General features: G+C 59.1%; 14 protein-coding genes and 4 tRNA genes. 8 read left to right on the top strand and 10 right to left on the bottom strand.

All coding sequences use genetic code 11. The features are described 5' to 3' along the window. Position 1: 1 nt before the first annotated feature. The 5 genes from rbsD to ahpF all read left to right on the top strand — a co-directional run bounded on the left by rbsD (position 2) and on the right by ahpF (position 3,711). Positions 2–394 (top strand): D-ribose pyranase, encoded by a 393-nt coding sequence (rbsD, locus tag CSZ94_RS07635; RefSeq protein ID WP_102120964.1) that lies wholly within the window; start codon positions 2–4, stop codon positions 392–394. A 145-nt stretch (positions 395–539) separates the two neighbouring features. Continuing rightward, positions 540–809 carry an ABC transporter substrate-binding protein gene (locus CSZ94_RS27565; protein ID WP_146009765.1) on the top strand — a complete coding sequence of 90 codons (270 nt, stop codon included), beginning with the start codon at positions 540–542 and terminating at the stop codon, positions 807–809. A gap of 51 nt (positions 810–860) precedes the next feature. Further along, on the top strand, positions 861–1,259 hold the full coding sequence (locus tag CSZ94_RS07625; RefSeq protein ID WP_102120962.1) for a DUF3597 domain-containing protein: 399 nt from the start codon (positions 861–863) through the stop codon (positions 1,257–1,259). A gap of 188 nt (positions 1,260–1,447) precedes the next feature. After that, the gene (gene ahpC, locus CSZ94_RS07620; RefSeq protein WP_102120961.1) at positions 1,448–2,011 is read left to right on the top strand and encodes an alkyl hydroperoxide reductase subunit C; all 564 of its coding nucleotides are present in this window, start codon (positions 1,448–1,450) and stop codon (positions 2,009–2,011) included. Positions 2,012–2,115: 104 nt separating this feature from the next. Next, positions 2,116–3,711: an alkyl hydroperoxide reductase subunit F gene (gene ahpF / locus CSZ94_RS07615; protein ID WP_102120960.1), complete on the top strand. Its 1,596-nt coding sequence runs from the start codon at positions 2,116–2,118 to the stop codon at positions 3,709–3,711. 65 nt (positions 3,712–3,776) lie between these two features. Here ahpF and CSZ94_RS07610 read toward each other — a convergent pair whose 3' ends face one another. The 8 genes from CSZ94_RS07610 to CSZ94_RS07575 all read right to left on the bottom strand — a co-directional run bounded on the left by CSZ94_RS07610 (position 3,777) and on the right by CSZ94_RS07575 (position 9,026). After that, complete coding sequence (locus CSZ94_RS07610) at positions 3,777–4,118, bottom strand: CzcE family metal-binding protein (RefSeq protein WP_180977392.1); 342 nt, start codon at positions 4,116–4,118, stop codon at positions 3,777–3,779. 131 nt (positions 4,119–4,249) lie between these two features. Further along, positions 4,250–4,876, bottom strand: a complete 627-nt coding sequence (locus CSZ94_RS07605; RefSeq protein WP_102120958.1) for an ATP-binding cassette domain-containing protein — start codon at positions 4,874–4,876, stop codon at positions 4,250–4,252. Continuing rightward, positions 4,867–5,970, bottom strand: a complete 1,104-nt coding sequence (locus tag CSZ94_RS07600; RefSeq protein ID WP_258000829.1) for a hypothetical protein — start codon at positions 5,968–5,970, stop codon at positions 4,867–4,869. Before CSZ94_RS07600 ends, CSZ94_RS07605 begins: the two co-directional genes overlap by 10 nt. Before the next feature lie 158 nt (positions 5,971–6,128). Continuing rightward, positions 6,129–6,205 (bottom strand) — tRNA-Asp (locus CSZ94_RS07595). Between the two features lie 57 nt (positions 6,206–6,262). Beyond that, positions 6,263–6,338: transfer RNA gene (locus CSZ94_RS07590), tRNA-Val, on the bottom strand. Between the two features lie 217 nt (positions 6,339–6,555). Continuing rightward, positions 6,556–6,632, bottom strand: a tRNA-Asp gene (locus CSZ94_RS07585). 54 nt (positions 6,633–6,686) lie between these two features. Then, a tRNA-Val gene (locus CSZ94_RS07580) sits at positions 6,687–6,762 on the bottom strand. A gap of 98 nt (positions 6,763–6,860) precedes the next feature. Then, on the bottom strand, positions 6,861–9,026 hold the full coding sequence (locus CSZ94_RS07575; RefSeq protein ID WP_102120957.1) for a S9 family peptidase: 2,166 nt from the start codon (positions 9,024–9,026) through the stop codon (positions 6,861–6,863). A gap of 142 nt (positions 9,027–9,168) precedes the next feature. Between CSZ94_RS07575 and dinB the strand changes: the two genes are divergently transcribed. Beyond that, on the top strand, positions 9,169–10,350 hold the full coding sequence (gene dinB, locus CSZ94_RS07570) for a DNA polymerase IV (protein WP_258000827.1): 1,182 nt from the start codon (positions 9,169–9,171) through the stop codon (positions 10,348–10,350). 118 nt (positions 10,351–10,468) lie between these two features. Next, positions 10,469–11,365, top strand: a complete 897-nt coding sequence (locus tag CSZ94_RS07565) for a recombination-associated protein RdgC (RefSeq protein WP_102120956.1) — start codon at positions 10,469–10,471, stop codon at positions 11,363–11,365. Positions 11,366–11,500: 135 nt separating this feature from the next. Here CSZ94_RS07565 and CSZ94_RS07560 read toward each other — a convergent pair whose 3' ends face one another. Beyond that, positions 11,501–14,230, bottom strand: a complete 2,730-nt coding sequence (locus CSZ94_RS07560) for a TonB-dependent receptor (RefSeq protein ID WP_102120955.1) — start codon at positions 14,228–14,230, stop codon at positions 11,501–11,503. A 520-nt stretch (positions 14,231–14,750) separates the two neighbouring features. Continuing rightward, positions 14,751–15,236: an asparaginase domain-containing protein gene (locus CSZ94_RS07555; protein ID WP_034781194.1), complete on the bottom strand. Its 486-nt coding sequence runs from the start codon at positions 15,234–15,236 to the stop codon at positions 14,751–14,753. 185 nt (positions 15,237–15,421) lie between these two features. On the opposite strand from CSZ94_RS07555, the gene CSZ94_RS07550 reads away from it, so the two are divergent. Next, a partial coding sequence (locus tag CSZ94_RS07550) for a transposase family protein (RefSeq protein WP_258000825.1) occupies positions 15,422–15,627 on the top strand: 206 nt, incomplete at its 3' end.

Genomic DNA, 15,627 nt, shown 5'->3' with positions numbered 1-15,627 from the left:
CATGAAAAAAACACCGCTGCTTAATATTGCGCTGTCGCAACTGATTGCTTCGCTGGGCCATGGCGACATGCTCGTCATCGGCGACGCGGGCTTGCCCTCGCAGCCGGGCGTGCCCCTGATCGACCTGGCCTTGACGTGCGGCATTCCCGGCTTCATCGATACCGTGAACACCGTGCTGAGCGAAATGCAGGTGGAATACCATTTGCTCGCCAGCGAGTTGCCACAGCACAATCCGGCCATGGCGGCGCAGGTGGCGGCCCTGGCCTTGCCCGATGCGCGCCAGGTGACGCACGACGAGTTCAAGCAACTGTCGAAGGGTGCGCGCGCCATCGTGCGCACAGGTGAGTGCAGTCCGTATGCCAACATCATTCTGGTGGCAGGCGTCGTGTTCTAACGCATACACTCGTCAGCGTGTGTGTCAACAGCATCAACGCTATTGTTTTCACTGAGATAAATATCCATCGGCAAAAAAAAGGCGGGCTACCATGGCATGATTCCAGCCAGCTCGGCGGGGTTCAGCTGGCTGGACTGGCGCGGCCCTGCTATATAGCTGCGCCACGCCCACCCGGTTACTGAAAGCGGTCTCCCTGCCACTCAATTTCACGCAGCAGTTCAAGTTTGCCGGCTATTACGTGGCCATCGAGCCAGGCTATTGCCGCGAGGCGGGGCTGGAAGTGACGCTGGTCGAAGGCAGCAGCGTGCCGCTTGCAGAGGCGGCCCTGCGGGACAGGGCTCCCGGCCTGAACAGGCTTATACTCGACGGGCTGGCGCCTGCGCCCGGCTCCAGCTGTCACCGGTTCGCGTCATGAACCGGGCGCGCAGGCAAACCTTCTTCCATTTACTCAACTCGAGGTGACCTTATGGGCATTTTCAGCAATATCTATAACAAAATCTTCCACCATGCATCCGACGCCGCTGCGGCAGCCACGCCAGCCGCCGCTACCGACGCGCCAGCGGCAGCCGCAGCCGCACCGGCAGCAGCTCCAGCGGTTGCCGTGCCGGTGGTGGACGTGGAAGTGGTGCTGGTCGACCTGGCCAGCAAGCACGCGGAAACACTCAATTGGCGCACGTCCATCGTTGACCTGATGAAATTGCTGCAGCTTGACAGCAGCCTGGCCGCGCGCAAGGAACTGGCGCAAGAGCTGCATTTCACGGGCGATACCAACGATTCGGCCAGCATGAATATCTGGCTGCACCGCCAGGTGATGATCAAGCTGGCGGAAAACGGCGGCAAGGTACCGGAAGATTTGAAAAGTTAAGGACCTGGCGGCAGCCGCAATATCCAGCGCTGCCGCTATTCAATCCTGTGGGAACTGCCTATGATGGTGTTCCCATAGCGCAGCGATAGCTAAAACTAATTGAAACTATTGCTACAATCAATTTTGCATATGGAATAAAACCCCTTACACTAGGGTCTTACTGATTCACCACACGAGAGGAAATGACTATGTCGCTCATCAATACCCAAGTTAAACCATTCAAGGCAACCGCATTCCACAATGGCAAATTCGTCGACCTGACGGAAGCGTCGCTGAAAGGCAAGTGGTCGGTATTCGTGTTCTACCCAGCCGACTTCACCTTCGTTTGCCCAACCGAACTGGAAGACCTGGCCGATCACCACGCCGAGTTCCAGAAGCTGGGCGTCGATGTCTACGGCATCTCGACCGATTCGCACTTTGCGCACAAAGCATGGCACGACACCTCGGACGCGATCAAGAAAGTGCAATACGCACTGATCGGCGACCCGACCGGCACCCTGTCACGCAATTTCGAAGTCATGATCGAAGAAGAAGGCATGGCACTGCGCGGTACCTTCGTCATCAATCCAGACGGCTTCATCAAAGTGCTGGAAGTGCATGACAACGGTATCGGCCGTGACGCAGCGGAACTGCTGCGCAAAGTCAAGGCAGCTCAATACGTAGCCGCTCACCCAGGTGAAGTTTGCCCGGCAAAATGGACGGAAGGCGCAGCAACCTTGACCCCATCGCTGGACCTGGTTGGCAAGATCTAAGTCTTGAAACCTTGCAACATCTAGCAGCAAACAAGTAGTTACCGCGATGCCGGACCGGGTGTCCGGCCCGGCATTCGCCTAAATATTTGTCAAAGGAAAAAATCATGTTGGACGCAAATCTCAAAGCGCAGTTGAAAACCTATTTGGAAAAAGTAGTGCAGCCCATTGAGATCGTCGCCAGTCTCGATGACAGCGCCAAGGCCCGTGAAATGGAAGAATTGCTCCAGGAAATCGTCCTGTTGAGCGACCAGATCACCCTGGTCAAACGCAGCGATGGCAGCGAGCGCAAGCCATCGTTCAGTATCAACCGCCCAGGCACCGATATCGGCGTGCGTTTCGCCGGCATCCCGCTGGGCCACGAATTTACCTCGCTGGTGCTGGCGCTGCTGCAAGTGGGCGGCCACACCATCAAGTTTGACGAAGCCGTGATCGAGCAGATCCGCAACCTCGACGGCGATTACGAATTTGAAACGTTTATTTCACTCTCCTGCCATAACTGTCCGGAAGTGGTGCAGGCATTGAATGCCATGGCGGTGATCAACCCACGCATCAAGGTCACCACCATCGATGGCGGCGTGTTCCCGAAAGAAGTGGAAGAACGCCAGATCATGGCCGTGCCGATGATGTTCCTGAATGGCGAACACTTTGGCCAGGGACGCACGAATGTCGAGGAAATCCTCGCCAAGCTCGATACCAATGCCGGTGCCCGCCAGGCGGCAGCGTTGTCGAAAAAAGACGTGTTCGACGTGCTGATCGTCGGCGGCGGTCCTGCCGGCGCGGCAGCGGCCATCTACGCGGCCCGCAAAGGCATCAAGACGGGCGTGCTGGCCGAGCGTTTCGGCGGCCAGACCCTCGACACCATGGCCATCGAGAATTTTATTTCCGTCAAGGAAACCGATGGTCCGAAGTTTGCCATGGCGCTGGAGCAGCACGTCAAGACCTATGACGTCGACATCATGAACACCCAGCGCGCCAGCAAGCTGACGCCAGGCAAGCTGATCGAGATTGAAACGGCGAATGGCGCCATCCTGAAAGCCAAAACAGTCATCCTGGCCACCGGTGCCCGCTGGCGCGAAATCAATGTGCCGGGCGAGAAGCAATACCGCAACCACGGCGTTGCCTACTGCCCGCACTGCGATGGTCCTTTGTTCAAGGGCAAGCGCGTGGCCGTGATCGGTGGCGGCAACTCGGGTGTGGAAGCGGCGATCGACCTGGCCGGCCTCGTGAAACACGTGACCCTGATCGAGTTCGGCGCGGAATTGCGCGCCGATGCGGTGCTGCAACGCAAGCTGCACAGCTTGCCTAACGTGAACGTGATCACCTCGGCGCAAACCACCGAGATCCACGGCGACGGCAAGATCGTCAATGGCCTGAGCTACACGGACCGGGTCAGCGGCGCATCGAACAAGGTCGAGCTGGAAGGCGTCTTCGTGCAAATCGGCCTGGTGCCGAACACGGAATGGCTGAAAGGCACGGTAGCGTTGTCGCGCCACGGCGAGATCGAAGTCGACGCCTGCGGCCAGACCTCGATCCCCGGCGTGTTTGCCGCCGGCGACGTCACCACGGTGCCGTACAAGCAGATCATCATCGCCACCGGCGAAGGTGCCAAGGCAGCGCTGTCCGCCTTTGACCACCTGATCCGTTCGGATGACGAGGAAGTGGTCGAAGAGTCGGCAGCGAAAGAAGCATTGACGGCGTAAATCTTCACGCTAAAAAAACCGGAACGCCGTGAGGCTGTTCCGGTTTTTTTATGTGTAGAGGAAACTCAGCTGCCCGCGTACTGAGGATTGGCGGCCACATACACCTGGACGCCATCGACAGCCATGTCCTTGGGCGCGATCTCGCTCAGGGCGAAGACGGTCTTGTTGCTGAAAGTTTGCACATGCCACGTAAAACGCTGGCCGGCGCGCGCGATGGTGACGGTTTCGCCGCGCGTGACGTTGATGTGCCGCGTCTCGGGCTGCAAGTCGATGCTGCGCTGGGCGGCGGCGTGGGGGGCGCTGCTGCCATAGTCGGCGGGCGTGCCCGTGGGGCCGGCGGCGAGGGCCGAGGTGGCGAAGGCGGCGCACAGGATGGCCAGGGCGTTGCGGTGGGTGTTCAACATCATTTCTCCAAGAATAAGCCAGGCGCGCTGAATAAGCGCGCCGTGTTGTTGCGGTGCTTGCACCGGGATCGCCGGTTTTTGCACCATGGCATCGTAAGCGTTTCTTGGTCGATCTGCAAAGCTGTATTTTCTGGTTAGATTTCCACCGTCGCCGCCAGCGGCACGTCCGGCGCCAGGTGGCTGGTCAGCACGATGCACTGGCGCGCCAGGCGAAGCGGGTCGGCCAGGCGCGCGCGCAGCTGCGCCATGGCGGATGCGTCGAGGCCATTGAACGGTTCATCGATCAGCAGCAGGCGCACGGGCAAGGCCAGCGCCAGGGCCAGTTGCAGTTTTTTGTGCTGGCCCAGCGAGAGGGCGGTGATGCTTTGCTGCAAGGTGGAGGTCATGGAAAACGCCTTCAGCTGGTCGTTCAGCAGGGATTCGTCGCTGCCCGGATACAGGGCCAGGTGCAGGTCGAGAAATTCATGCACCTGCAGCCAGGGCAGGGCGGGCGCGTCGCCGCCGCAATAGAAGGCCAGTGCGCGGTAGGCCAGCGGCATGCAGCCGCTGTCGACGCCATCGAGGCGGATGGCGCCGCGCGCGGGCAGCAGGGCGCCGCCCGCCAGTTTCAGCAAGGTCGTCTTGCCGGCCCCGTTCGCACCGCGCAGCCAGGTGATGCCGGGGCCGAATTGCAGATTGCAGCCCTGGAAGACGCTGTGCGTGGGGAAGTGAAAATCGAGGTGCTCGATGTGCAGGGTGGGAGAAGAGGCATTCAATTCCATAATTCGCTTCCGATGGCGCTCAAGGCAAGGATGGACAGGACGACGAGAACGACGCGTCCGCGCGCCGTGAGGCGGGGCAGGCCGACAATGGCCAGCAAGGCCGCGCTGGCCGTGAGGGCGTACACCTTGGTGACGCGCTGCTGCAATGTGGCGGGCTCGATGCAGTACAGCAAGGCACCAGCGCCCAGCAGCACGGCAAACGGTGGCAGCAGGCTCGCCGCGCAGGCCAGGCGCAGCAAGGTGGCGCTGGCAAGGGGCCAGGCGTTCAGCGATGGATGCAGCACGGCGATCTGCTCGCGCACGGCCTTGTCGCCCCGGTCCGTCACAATGATCAGGCTGGCGCTGGCCAGCAAACCCAGCAGCGGCGACGGCACCAGGGGCGCGCGCAGCAGCCAGGCCAGCATGCTGGCGCCAGCCGTGGCCAGCAGCACGCTTTGCTCGATACCAATCACATTGTCGTTGCGCCAGAACGGCAGCCAGAACAGCTGGCGCCACAGGAACACGCTGCGCCAGCGGGGCCGTTGCGGCACATAGGCCGTCATCGTCGGCGGGCGCACCCTGTGTGCGGGGCGTGGCGCGCGCAGGCGCTGCGCCACGATGAGTGTCGTCAGCAGCCAGGCCAGCAGCCAGGCGGCGATGGTGGCGGCGATGCCGGGCGCGACAATCGGGCGCAGCCAGGGTGGCGACTGCAGCAGCCAGATGCTGACCGAGACGGCATAGGTGAGGCCCAGCGGCAGCATCAGCAGGCCGGCCACGGCCACGTCCGCTTGCCAGCGCAAACGCGGCGGCAAGGGCAGCTGGCGCAGCCAGGCGGCGGTATTCGCCGGCAACAATCGCTTGCGCAGCAGCCAGGCCGGCAGGCAAGTGAGCAAGGCTTGCGCGCCGAGCAGGCCCAGGGCGGCGGGCCAGGGTAAAGTGACGGCGAGGAAGCCGGGCAGGGCGATGACGCTGAGCAGGCCCAGCAAGACGGGACCGGCCAGGAACACGAGAATTTCCATGGAACTGGTCAGGCTGGCGGCAAATTGCAGCAAAGCGTGATGGGCCAGGCGCAGGCGCAGGGCGAGGTAGGGGGCAAGACTGTGGGGCAGGCGCATCAGGCAGGAGCGGCAGAGTCAGGGTAGCGCTGATTCTAACAGCCGGGGTCAGACCCCCGGATAAGTTAGCTTTGAGGTTGACGTTTGCGGTGTTGAGGGTCAGACCCCACAATGGGAAAAGCCCTTCGGTTCTGGGAACCAAAGGGCTTTTCTTTTATTGGCGGAGCGGACGGGACTCGAACCCGCGACCCCCGACGTGACAGGCCGGTATTCTAACCAACTGAACTACCACTCCAAGCTCGTATGATCTGTATTGCTGATCCATGAAGCACTGGATAATTTTCTGTATTGGTGGTGGGTGCTGAGAGGCTCGAACTCCCGACCTACGCCTTGTAAGGGCGCCGCTCTACCAACTGAGCTAAGCACCCGCATACCCAGAAAACTATCCCGACGTTTGTCACCACGTCTGGAAGAGGCACTATTATAGGGGGCGCTTTCCCGCTTGTGCAACTATTCTTGAGGGCTAAAAGCAGTTTTTTTGCTGAAAAGCACAAAAATTTTCAAGGGAAGGAGGACTGAGGTGTTTTTTGCTTCTGAAATGGGAAAAGCCCTTCGGTTCTGGGAACCAAAGGGCTTTTCTTTTATTGGCGGAGCGGACGGGACTCGAACCCGCGACCCCCGACGTGACAGGCCGGTATTCTAACCAACTGAACTACCACTCCAAGCTCGTATGATCTGTATTGCTGATCCATGAAGCACTGGACAGTTTTCTGATTTGGTGGGTGCTGAGAGGCTCGAACTCCCGACCTACGCCTTGTAAGGGCGCCGCTCTACCAACTGAGCTAAGCACCCGTTGCTTGTCTCAGAAAACCATCCCGACGTTTGTCACCACGTCTGGAAGAGGCGCTATTATAGGATGACAGAAATCCTTGTGCAAGCGCTTTTTCACATTATTCAGTGATATTCCATTGGGAGAGCATCCAAGCCATATTAAACGCATTCTCGGCGATGGCGTTGTAGCGGCCCGATGCGCCGCCATGGCCGGCGCCCATATTCGTTTTCAGCAGCAAGGGATTGCTGTCCGTTTTATAGGCGCGCAGCTTGGCCACATACTTGGCCGGTTCCCAGTACATGACTTGGCTGTCGTTGAGGCCCGTCGTCACCAGCATGGCCGGGTAATTCTTGCGGGCAATGTTGTCGTAGGGCGAGTAGCTGAGCATGTAGTCGTAGGCCGCTTTCTGGTTCGGGTCGCCCCATTCCAGGTATTCGCCCGTCGTCAGGGGCAGGCTGGCGTCCATCATGGTATTCATCACGTCGACAAACGGTACGGCCGCATGCACGGCGTGGAACAGTTCGGGACGCATGTTGACAACGGCGCCCATCAGCAAGCCGCCGGCGCTGCCGCCCTGGATGATCAGGCGGTTCGGGCTGGTCCATTTTTCGCGCACCAGGTAGTCGGCGCTGTCGATGAAGTCATTGAAAGTGTTTTTCTTCTTCATCAGCATGCCGTCTTCATGCCAGGCTTCGCCCATGTCCGTGCCGCCGCGGATATGCGCTTGCGCATAGATCACGCCCCGTTCCAGCAGGCTGATGCGGCTGATGGAAAAACTGGCTTCCGTGGAAATGCCATACGAGCCGTACGAGTACAGCAGCAGCGGTGCGGAACCGTCGAGCTTGACGCCTTTCTTGTAGACGACCCACAGCGGCACTTGCACGCCATCACGCGCCTTCACCCACAGGCGCTGCGTGGTGTAGCGGCTGCCATCAAAGCCGCCGACGATTTCCTGCTGTTTCAGCACCGTGCGCTTGCCGTCTTGCATGTTGACGTCGATGACGGTGGGCGGCGTGACGGGCGACTGGTAAGACATGCGAAATTGCGTGGCGCTAAATTCTGGCGTGCCGGCCGCCGTCGCCAGGTAGACAGGGTCGTCGAACTGCACCGTCTTCCAATTCTTTTGCGCGAAATCATAGATGCGCGCGCGGTTCAGGGCACGCGCCTTTTCCATCACCACCAGGTAGCCCTGGAAGACGTCGATGGACTGGATCACGGCATCCTTGTTGTGCGGCACGACGCGTTTCCAGTGTTTCGGCTGCGGCGCGGACAGCGGCGCGCTGACGACGCGGAAATTCTTCGCCTCCTTGTTGGTGAGAATATACAGCTGGCCGTCGCGGTGCTCGACGACGTAGCGATGGCCTTTTTCGCGTTTCAGCACGCTCTGGAAACTGCCTTCCGGCTTGCTGGTTGGCAGCAGCAGCACTTCGCTGGTATCCGTGCTGCCCGAGGTCAGCACGAAGAAGCGCTTGTCTTGCGTGCGGCCCACATTGATGGCGAACTGTTCCACCGGCTCGTGGTAGACCTGCTGCGGCGCGCCGCCCAGGGCCAGACGGAACAATCGGTCCGAGCGCTTGGTGGTGGCGTCTTCCTGGGCCAGCATCAGGGTGGCATTGTCCGCCGCCCAGGCCAGCGATGTCACGCGCGGCATGCTGTCGCCCAGCAACTTGCCCGTTTTCAAATCCTTGACATGCAGCTCATACTGGCGGAAACCCGTCGTGTCGGTGGTGTAGGCCAGCAATTGTTCATTCGGGCTGATGGCAAACGCGCGCACAGCAAAGAATTTGTGGCCTTCGGCCAATTGATTCTGGTCCAACAGGATTTCTTCGACCGCCTGCGCATCGTAGGCACCGCTGGCGCCGACAGGGCGGCGGCAATGCAGCGGGTATTGCTTGCCCGCTTCCGTGCGCGTGTAATAGTAAAAGTTACCTTGGCGCGCAGGCACGGACAGGTCCACTTCCTGCATGCGGCCCTTGACTTCCGCAGTCACCTTGTCGGCCAGCGGCTGGATCGGGTCCGTGACGGCGGCCGTGTAGGCGTTTTCCGCATTCAGGTAAGCGATCACGGCAGGATCGGTTTTCTTTTGCAGCCAGCGGTAGTCGTCCGTGACGACCGTGCCGTGGCGCGTTTCCTGCCAGGCTGTCTTGGCGGCGACCGGCGCGGTGGACGTGGCAACGGCGGTGGTGTCGGCCAGCGCGGATGGCGCCAGGGTGGACAACAGCAGGGCCGGCAGGATGGATAGCCAGGCGGACCGGTGGCGCGCAGCATGATGGGTAATGGACAAGGCGACTCCTTTGAATAGTTGTGTCAGGATTGTAATCTTGCCATTGAGAAAAGCAACTGCGGTGCGCGTGCGTTTCAACTTGCATCCACGGGCATTTCCAGCGATACTGTATATAACTACAGTATCCTACCGCGAGGTGTCCTTGACCACATCTGCCTCCCCACTTCCCGAGCCACCCGCCCGCCGCTGGATTGCCCACCTGGACATGGATGCCTTCTTTGCCTCCGTGGAACTGCTGAAATATCCCGCATTGCGCGGCGAAGCCGTCGTCATCGGCGGCGGGCGCCTGCAGCAACCCATGTTGCTGGAAGATGGCACGCGGCAGTTTGCGCGCATGCGCGACTACGTGGGGCGCGGCGTCGTCACCACTTCCACCTATGCGGCGCGCAAGTTTGGCGTGTTTTCCGCCATGGGCATCATGAAGGCCGCCAAACTGGCGCCCGACAGCATCCTGCTGCCCGCCGATTTCGAGGCTTACCGCGAGTATTCGGCCCGCTTCAAGCAAGCCGTGGCCCATCTGTGCCCCATCATCCAGAACGTGGGCATCGATGAAATCTATGTCGACCTGACGGAATATGGCGAGCAGGCGCCGGCCATGGCGGCGCGCCTGAAGGTGGCCGTGTTCGAGGCGACGGGCCTGTCGTGCTCGGTCGGCCTGGCGCCCAACAAATTGCTGGCAAAAATCTGTTCCGACCTGGAAAAGCCCGACGGCTTGACCATTTTGTCGCCCGAGGATATGGCAACGCGCGTGTGGCCCTTGCCGGCAAAAAAGATCAACGGCATCGGCCCGAAGGCCACGGCCAAGCTCGAAGCCCTGGGCATCGTTACTATCGGTGAACTGGCGCAAGCCGACCTGGCCATGCTGCGCACGCAGTTCGGCGACCTGTACACGGGCTGGCTGCACCAGGCGGCGCTGGGCATCGACGAGCGCCCCGTGCAAACGAGCCGGGAAACCAAGTCCGTCAGCCGCGAAACGACGTTCGAGCGCGACTTGCAGGTGGTGCGCGATCGCGCCACCCTGTCGGAAAAGCTGGAAAGCCTGTGTACGCGCGTGGCCGGCGACCTCGACAAGCAATCGCTGGCGGGGCGCACCGTGGGCATCAAGCTGCGCTTCGAGGATTTCAGCACCGTCACGCGCGACATCACCTTGCCCAGCGCCACGGCGGACGCCGCCGCCATCCTGCGCGCCAGTCGCGATTGCTTGCGGCGCGTGCCATTTGAAAAGAAAATCCGCCTGCTGGGCGTGCGCATCTCGACCTTGTCCGATCCGGCCGTGGTGACGCGGCAGGCGCCAGCCCAGGCGGAGCTGTTTCCTGCCCTGTAGCGGCATTCTCTATTGATTACAAGCATCGCGCCAGTCCGCGTTTTTGACGGCATTCCCGTGTCGAAAGTGTAGAATGGCGTTCCCCTGGCACTACTGAAACAAACGGAAGACAAAAACTATGTGGTTCAAGAATCTTCAGATTTACCGCCTGCCCGCACCATGGGCTTATACGCCAGAACAACTGGAAGAGGCCTTGTCCTCGAACAAATTTACGCCGGCGACCAGCATGGATCTGATGCGCCAGGGCTGGGATACGCCACGCCCGAACGGTGGCCTGGTGCACGTGGTCAACAAGCAGATGTTGATCTTGCTGGGCACGGAAAAGAAACTGCTGCCAGCGACCGTCATCAACCAGGTAGCCAAGGCCCGCGCTGCCGAGATGGAAGAAGCACAAGGTTTTGCGCCTGGCAAGAAAGCCATGAAAGAATTGAAGGAACGCGTGGCCGACGAGCTGTTGCCGCGCGCCTTCAGCATCCGCAGCAACGTCTGGACCTGGATCGACCCCGTCAATGGCTGGCTGGTGGTCGATGCGGCCAGCCCGGCGAAAGCCGATGAAGTCATCAAGCTGCTGTTGAAAGCCGTCGACAAACTGCCGCTGGAAAGCCTGCGCGTGCAGCGCTCGCCCGTGGCGGTGATGACGGAATGGCTGCAGGCCGACGATGCGCCTGCCGGCTTCACGGTCGACATGGACACGGAATTGCGCGCCACGGGCGAAAGCAAGGCCACCGTGCGCTATGTACGCCACACCCTGGAAGCGGACGACGTGCGCCGCCACATCGCGGCCGGCAAGCAGTGCACGCGCCTGGCCATGACCTGGAACGACAAGATATCGTTCGTGCTGACGGAGTCCTTGGCCATCAAGAGTGTCAAGCCGCTGGACGTGATCAAGGAAACGGAATCGAGCACGAAGAACGACGACGAGCGTTTCGACGGCGACGTGATGCTGATGACGGGCGAGCTCGCCAAGCTGATGGCCGACGTGGTGGAAGCTTTGGGCGGCGAAGCGACTGCATAAAAGCGGTTGTACAGGTACGGAAAAGGAGCTTCGGCTCCTTTTTTTCGCCTGTGCAATGTGCGGGCGCATAAAAAAAAGCGCCTTGCACGGTGAAGTGCAAGGCGCTTTTCAGACAAGCTAATTCACAACGTCAAATTAGAACTTGTAGTTGCCGGTGATGTAGAACGAACGCATCATTGGATCGGCGTAGCGTGGGTCGAAGCCAACCTGGTGGCCCGACGAAGCGCGCAGCGACAGCGGCGGTGCACGGTCGAACAGGTTTTTGATACCTGCGCGGATCGTGGTTTGCTTGTCAAAGGCGAAACGTGCTTGCCAGTCGAACGTGGTGTACGACGGTACTTGCAGGCGGAAGTTTTTCTCTTCTTTTTTGGTCGCCAGGTTGTACACAGTTGCTGCTGCATCGGTGTAGCCGTTACGGTAGTTGACGGTCACTGTGTTGCTCAGGCGGCCCGTATCGAGGGTCGTCGTCAGCTTCATCAGGTTGCGGAACGTGACTTCGTTGGTGTCGCCGAAGAAGTTCATGTTGCTGGTGTAGATCTCGTCGCTGCCGGCTTTGGTGTAGTTGGCGTGCAACATGTGCGTACCGCTCAATTGGGCAGTCAGCTTACCGAAGTTAAACTTGTGGTTGGCCGACAGATCCCAGTCGATACCACGGTATTCCTTCTTGCCGATGTTGACCGACAGTTTCTTGAACGCGTAGTAAGCGATACCGGTCGATGGCTCGATGTATTCGCCGAAGCTCGACGCATACTTGACCGGATCGGCAAATGCCTGCTCTTCGGAGACTTCCGATACGGCATTGCGCAGTTTCACATCCCACAGGTCGGCGCCGAACGAGAAGGCCGAGCTAGGCTCTACACGGAAACCCAAGGTGAACTGTTTCGATTTTTCCGATTGCAGATCTGGATTGCCTTGCGATACTGCGTTGTATTGCGTTGCTTCTGCGCGGCAAAGTGGCGAACCTGGGTATGGGCAATCAAATTTCTTGGCGGTAAAGCCGGCATTGACCAGTGGCTGAGCAATTTCCAGCATGCTTGGTGCCTTGAAACCCGTGCCGTACGAACCGCGGATCAGCACGGTCTGTACTGGCTGCCAGCGTGCCGATACCTTGTAGGTATTGGCGCTGTCTTTTTTGCCGACAGTTTTGTTGTTCAGTTTGTCATCGATCGCCTTGACAGCATCGTGACGGCCACCAACGGTCATTTCGAACGACTTGGTCAACGGTGCCAGCAACTCGACGAACGCGCCGTAGGTGTCGCGGCTCATGTCGTAGGCGGCCTTCGTGTTGAAGTTGTAGATGTCGTCGCCGGTGGCATTGCTGCCTGGCGATTGCTCATAGGTATAAGTGCGGTAGTCGCCACCGATACCGAGGCTGGCCTTGCCGCCTGGCAAGGAGAACAATTCACGCGAACCGTGCGTGTCGACGCCGCGCATGGTGGTCGATGCGGTACGCACCGAACCGACGAATTGCGCGCCAGCGACCTGTGCTTGCACGGATGGCTTTTGCGTCGCTGCAAACGGGTTGAAGTCCGGATTGGCGAGGATGTCCTTGAACTCCTTGCTCTTCTGGTAACCGCCGGTGTAGCGCTCGTCGATCGAGTTTTGCGACCAGGTCAGGCCGCTTTCGAAGTTCCACGCGCCCAGTTCGCCTTCCACACCAACGACCATGTGTTTGGTTTCGGTGATGGTGTTGCTGGCGCGCAGGCCGAAGTCGGTGCTGCGGTAGTTGGCCGTCACCGATTTGATGTCGTTACGTTGCGCTGGCGTCAAGTATTGCGCCACATAGTCTGCGTACAGAGCGCTTTTCGTCGAGATCGCAATCGGGATCGGATTGGCGGCGATACGCGCCGTCAGGTCGTAGCGCGAGTAGGCCAGTTCGGCGAATGCGTTCAGGTTGTCGTTCAGCTTGTACGTTGCTTTGGAGAACAGGCTGTCGCGTTTCGATTGCGGCACAATTTCCACGGTGGAGCCAGTGTCGAAGCCACAAGCGCGTGCATTGGCGGTGGTGATGTCGAAACCTTCAGGGCAATTGCCATTTTTAGCCAGGTACGGCGAAAACGCGGTCGATGGCGCACCGCTCTTGTAGGCAACGGTGGCGCCTGCTGGCGAACCCGAGGTGCTGGTGCGGTCCCAGATGTAGTTATTGCCGTTGCGGCTGAATGGCACATACGAGCTAGCGGCGAACTTGCGGTCATTGGCGCGCAGTTTCGATTGCTCGTCGTGGCGGTACGACAACAGCACGTTGAAGCGGTCTTCGTCCAGATCGCCGAAACCGTAGGTGACGCTGGTATTCCAGGCGTTGCCGCCCTTGTCTTCCGGACCGCCATAGGTGGCTTCCAGGGTGGCGCCTTGCTGGTTTTTCTTCAGGATGAAGTTCAGTACGCCAGCGATGGCGTCCGAGCCGTACAGGGCCGAAGCGCCGTCGGTCAGGATTTCGACGCGCTCAACGGCGCTCATCGGAATGGCGTTCAGGTTGACCGTGGTGCCGGAGCCTTGTGGCGCGATGCGGCGGCCGTTCAGCAGTACCAGGGTGTAGGACTCGCCGATACCGTGCAGCGATGCACTGGTATTACCGCCCGAATCGGAGCCGGCAGCAACTGCGCCGATGGTGAAGCCTTGCATGGCTGGCAGAGCCTGGATCAGGTCGGCTACCGAAGTGGCGCCCGATTTGGCGATCGCTTCTTGCGTCAGGCGCTGCACAGGCAGTGCGCCTTCGACGGCGATACGCTTGATACTCGAACCGGTAATTTCAACTTTTTGAATTGCTTCGTCCGCCATGGATTGGCCGGAGAACAAGACGCTACCTGCCAGAACGGTCAGGGCCAGGCGTACGCTGCGCACGCCAATTTTTTCTTTAAATGCCATTGTAACAATTACTCCGTAGTAGTTTTAATAACGACAAGCGGCACACGAGCACGTATCCAGCCATCGGATAGATGACCAGGCTGCTCATATGCGGTAGGCGGAACCACATCGGTGGGAAGTGGACGACTACTTAGCGCAATATTGTTATAAATGCACTTATGACTTGTCGAGGCAAACATTATGTCGTCTCAGCAAGAAAAAATGCATATCAACCGTGTCGGATTTGGCAATAAATTATAGATACAGAAGAATATTTAACTAAATTGTGAAATTGCAGTTTTATATTTAATGATATCGATGTTTTTAAAAATGATAGATGGTGTTTTTTTACAACATAAAATTAATGTATTGGCAATTTGATGTTTTGCCTATAATAATTCGACGAAATCTGTTGTATTGCTGAATTTATGAAAGGTGAAAAACGTTAAAAAAGCCCGTTGAAAACGAGCTTGTTGAATTGTGACAGGATGTCAGTCAGAGCGTTTTCCAGTCTGTTTTTTGCATCCTGCCTGCCAACGGCTTACAAGGGCTGGAACACCCCGGCGGCGCGGTTCTTTTGCACATTGTCCCAGGCGAAGATCTGGCCATTCATGGCCACGTACACGCCGGCTGGCAAGGTTTGCGCCACGCCACAGGCAAAGCCCAGGTTGAACAGGGCATCGGAGTTGTCGATTTCGTAGGGAATCATGGCGCCCGTCAGAATCACCGTTTGCTGCAGGTTCGCCGCGCCCAGCACTTGTGCCGTTTCACGCATGGTGTCGGTGCCGTGGATAATGACGATGGCTTTTTCCTGTGCCGCGCGGCACGAGGCCAGCACGCGCTGGCGGTCCGCATCCTGCATGTCGAGCGAATCCAGCAGGGGCAGTTGCTCCAATGCGACGGGTGCCGTCATGCGTGCGCGGGCTATCGCTGCCGGCAAATGACTGTCGGAAAAGCCCAAAGTACCGTTCAATTCGTTGTAGTGTTTGTCGAAAGTGCCGCCAGTGGCGAGTATGCGCAAAGTCATGATGTGGTCACGATGTCAGTGGAGAATGACGCGCATGATAGCGTGGATTGTGTGCCTTGCGTGAATGACGGACCCGCTGCCCAGGGCGATTGCATGAAGGGTAGGTGCTCGGAGTGACGATAGGGTGAAATATTGCTTGTAAACACGTTGAGAAAGGCGTTTACTCTCGGTATTTGGACGCGTAAATGGCAAACGAACCGATCTCTCTAGTGGCAGCATTCGATGACTTGAACGACCCACGTGCGCGGCAATGCCCCTATCGACTCGACGAGTTGCTGCTGGCGGCGATCTGCGCCGTCATCAGTGGCGCTGAGAGTTGGACGACGGTTGTCGAGTGGAGCGAAACGAAGCTCGACTGGCTGCGCCAACATCTGCCGTTTGCCAACGGCAT

Source organism: Janthinobacterium sp. ROICE36 (assembly GCF_002869965.1).
In the GTDB taxonomy this organism is placed as follows: domain Bacteria; phylum Pseudomonadota; class Gammaproteobacteria; order Burkholderiales; family Burkholderiaceae_D; genus Janthinobacterium.
The sequence above is the reverse complement of the archived record's forward strand: the minus strand, read 5'-3'. Positions and strand labels throughout refer to the sequence as shown.

What these genes read in the sequence shown, in the direction of transcription:
- rbsD (WP_102120964.1), top strand. Translation starts at nt 2, where the DNA reads ATGAAAAAAACACCGCTGCTTAATATTGCGCTGTCGCAACTGATTGCT.
- CSZ94_RS07625 (WP_102120962.1), top strand. Translation starts at nt 861, where the DNA reads ATGGGCATTTTCAGCAATATCTATAACAAAATCTTCCACCATGCATCC.
- ahpC (WP_102120961.1), top strand. Translation starts at nt 1,448, where the DNA reads ATGTCGCTCATCAATACCCAAGTTAAACCATTCAAGGCAACCGCATTC.
- ahpF (WP_102120960.1), top strand. Translation starts at nt 2,116, where the DNA reads ATGTTGGACGCAAATCTCAAAGCGCAGTTGAAAACCTATTTGGAAAAA.
- CSZ94_RS07610 (WP_180977392.1), bottom strand. Translation starts at nt 4,118, where the DNA reads ATGATGTTGAACACCCACCGCAACGCCCTGGCCATCCTGTGCGCCGCC.
- CSZ94_RS07605 (WP_102120958.1), bottom strand. Translation starts at nt 4,876, where the DNA reads ATGGAATTGAATGCCTCTTCTCCCACCCTGCACATCGAGCACCTCGAT.
- CSZ94_RS07600 (WP_258000829.1), bottom strand. Translation starts at nt 5,970, where the DNA reads ATGCGCCTGCCCCACAGTCTTGCCCCCTACCTCGCCCTGCGCCTGCGC.
- CSZ94_RS07565 (WP_102120956.1), top strand. Translation starts at nt 10,469, where the DNA reads ATGTGGTTCAAGAATCTTCAGATTTACCGCCTGCCCGCACCATGGGCT.
- CSZ94_RS07560 (WP_102120955.1), bottom strand. Translation starts at nt 14,230, where the DNA reads ATGGCATTTAAAGAAAAAATTGGCGTGCGCAGCGTACGCCTGGCCCTG.
- CSZ94_RS07555 (WP_034781194.1), bottom strand. Translation starts at nt 15,236, where the DNA reads ATGACTTTGCGCATACTCGCCACTGGCGGCACTTTCGACAAACACTAC.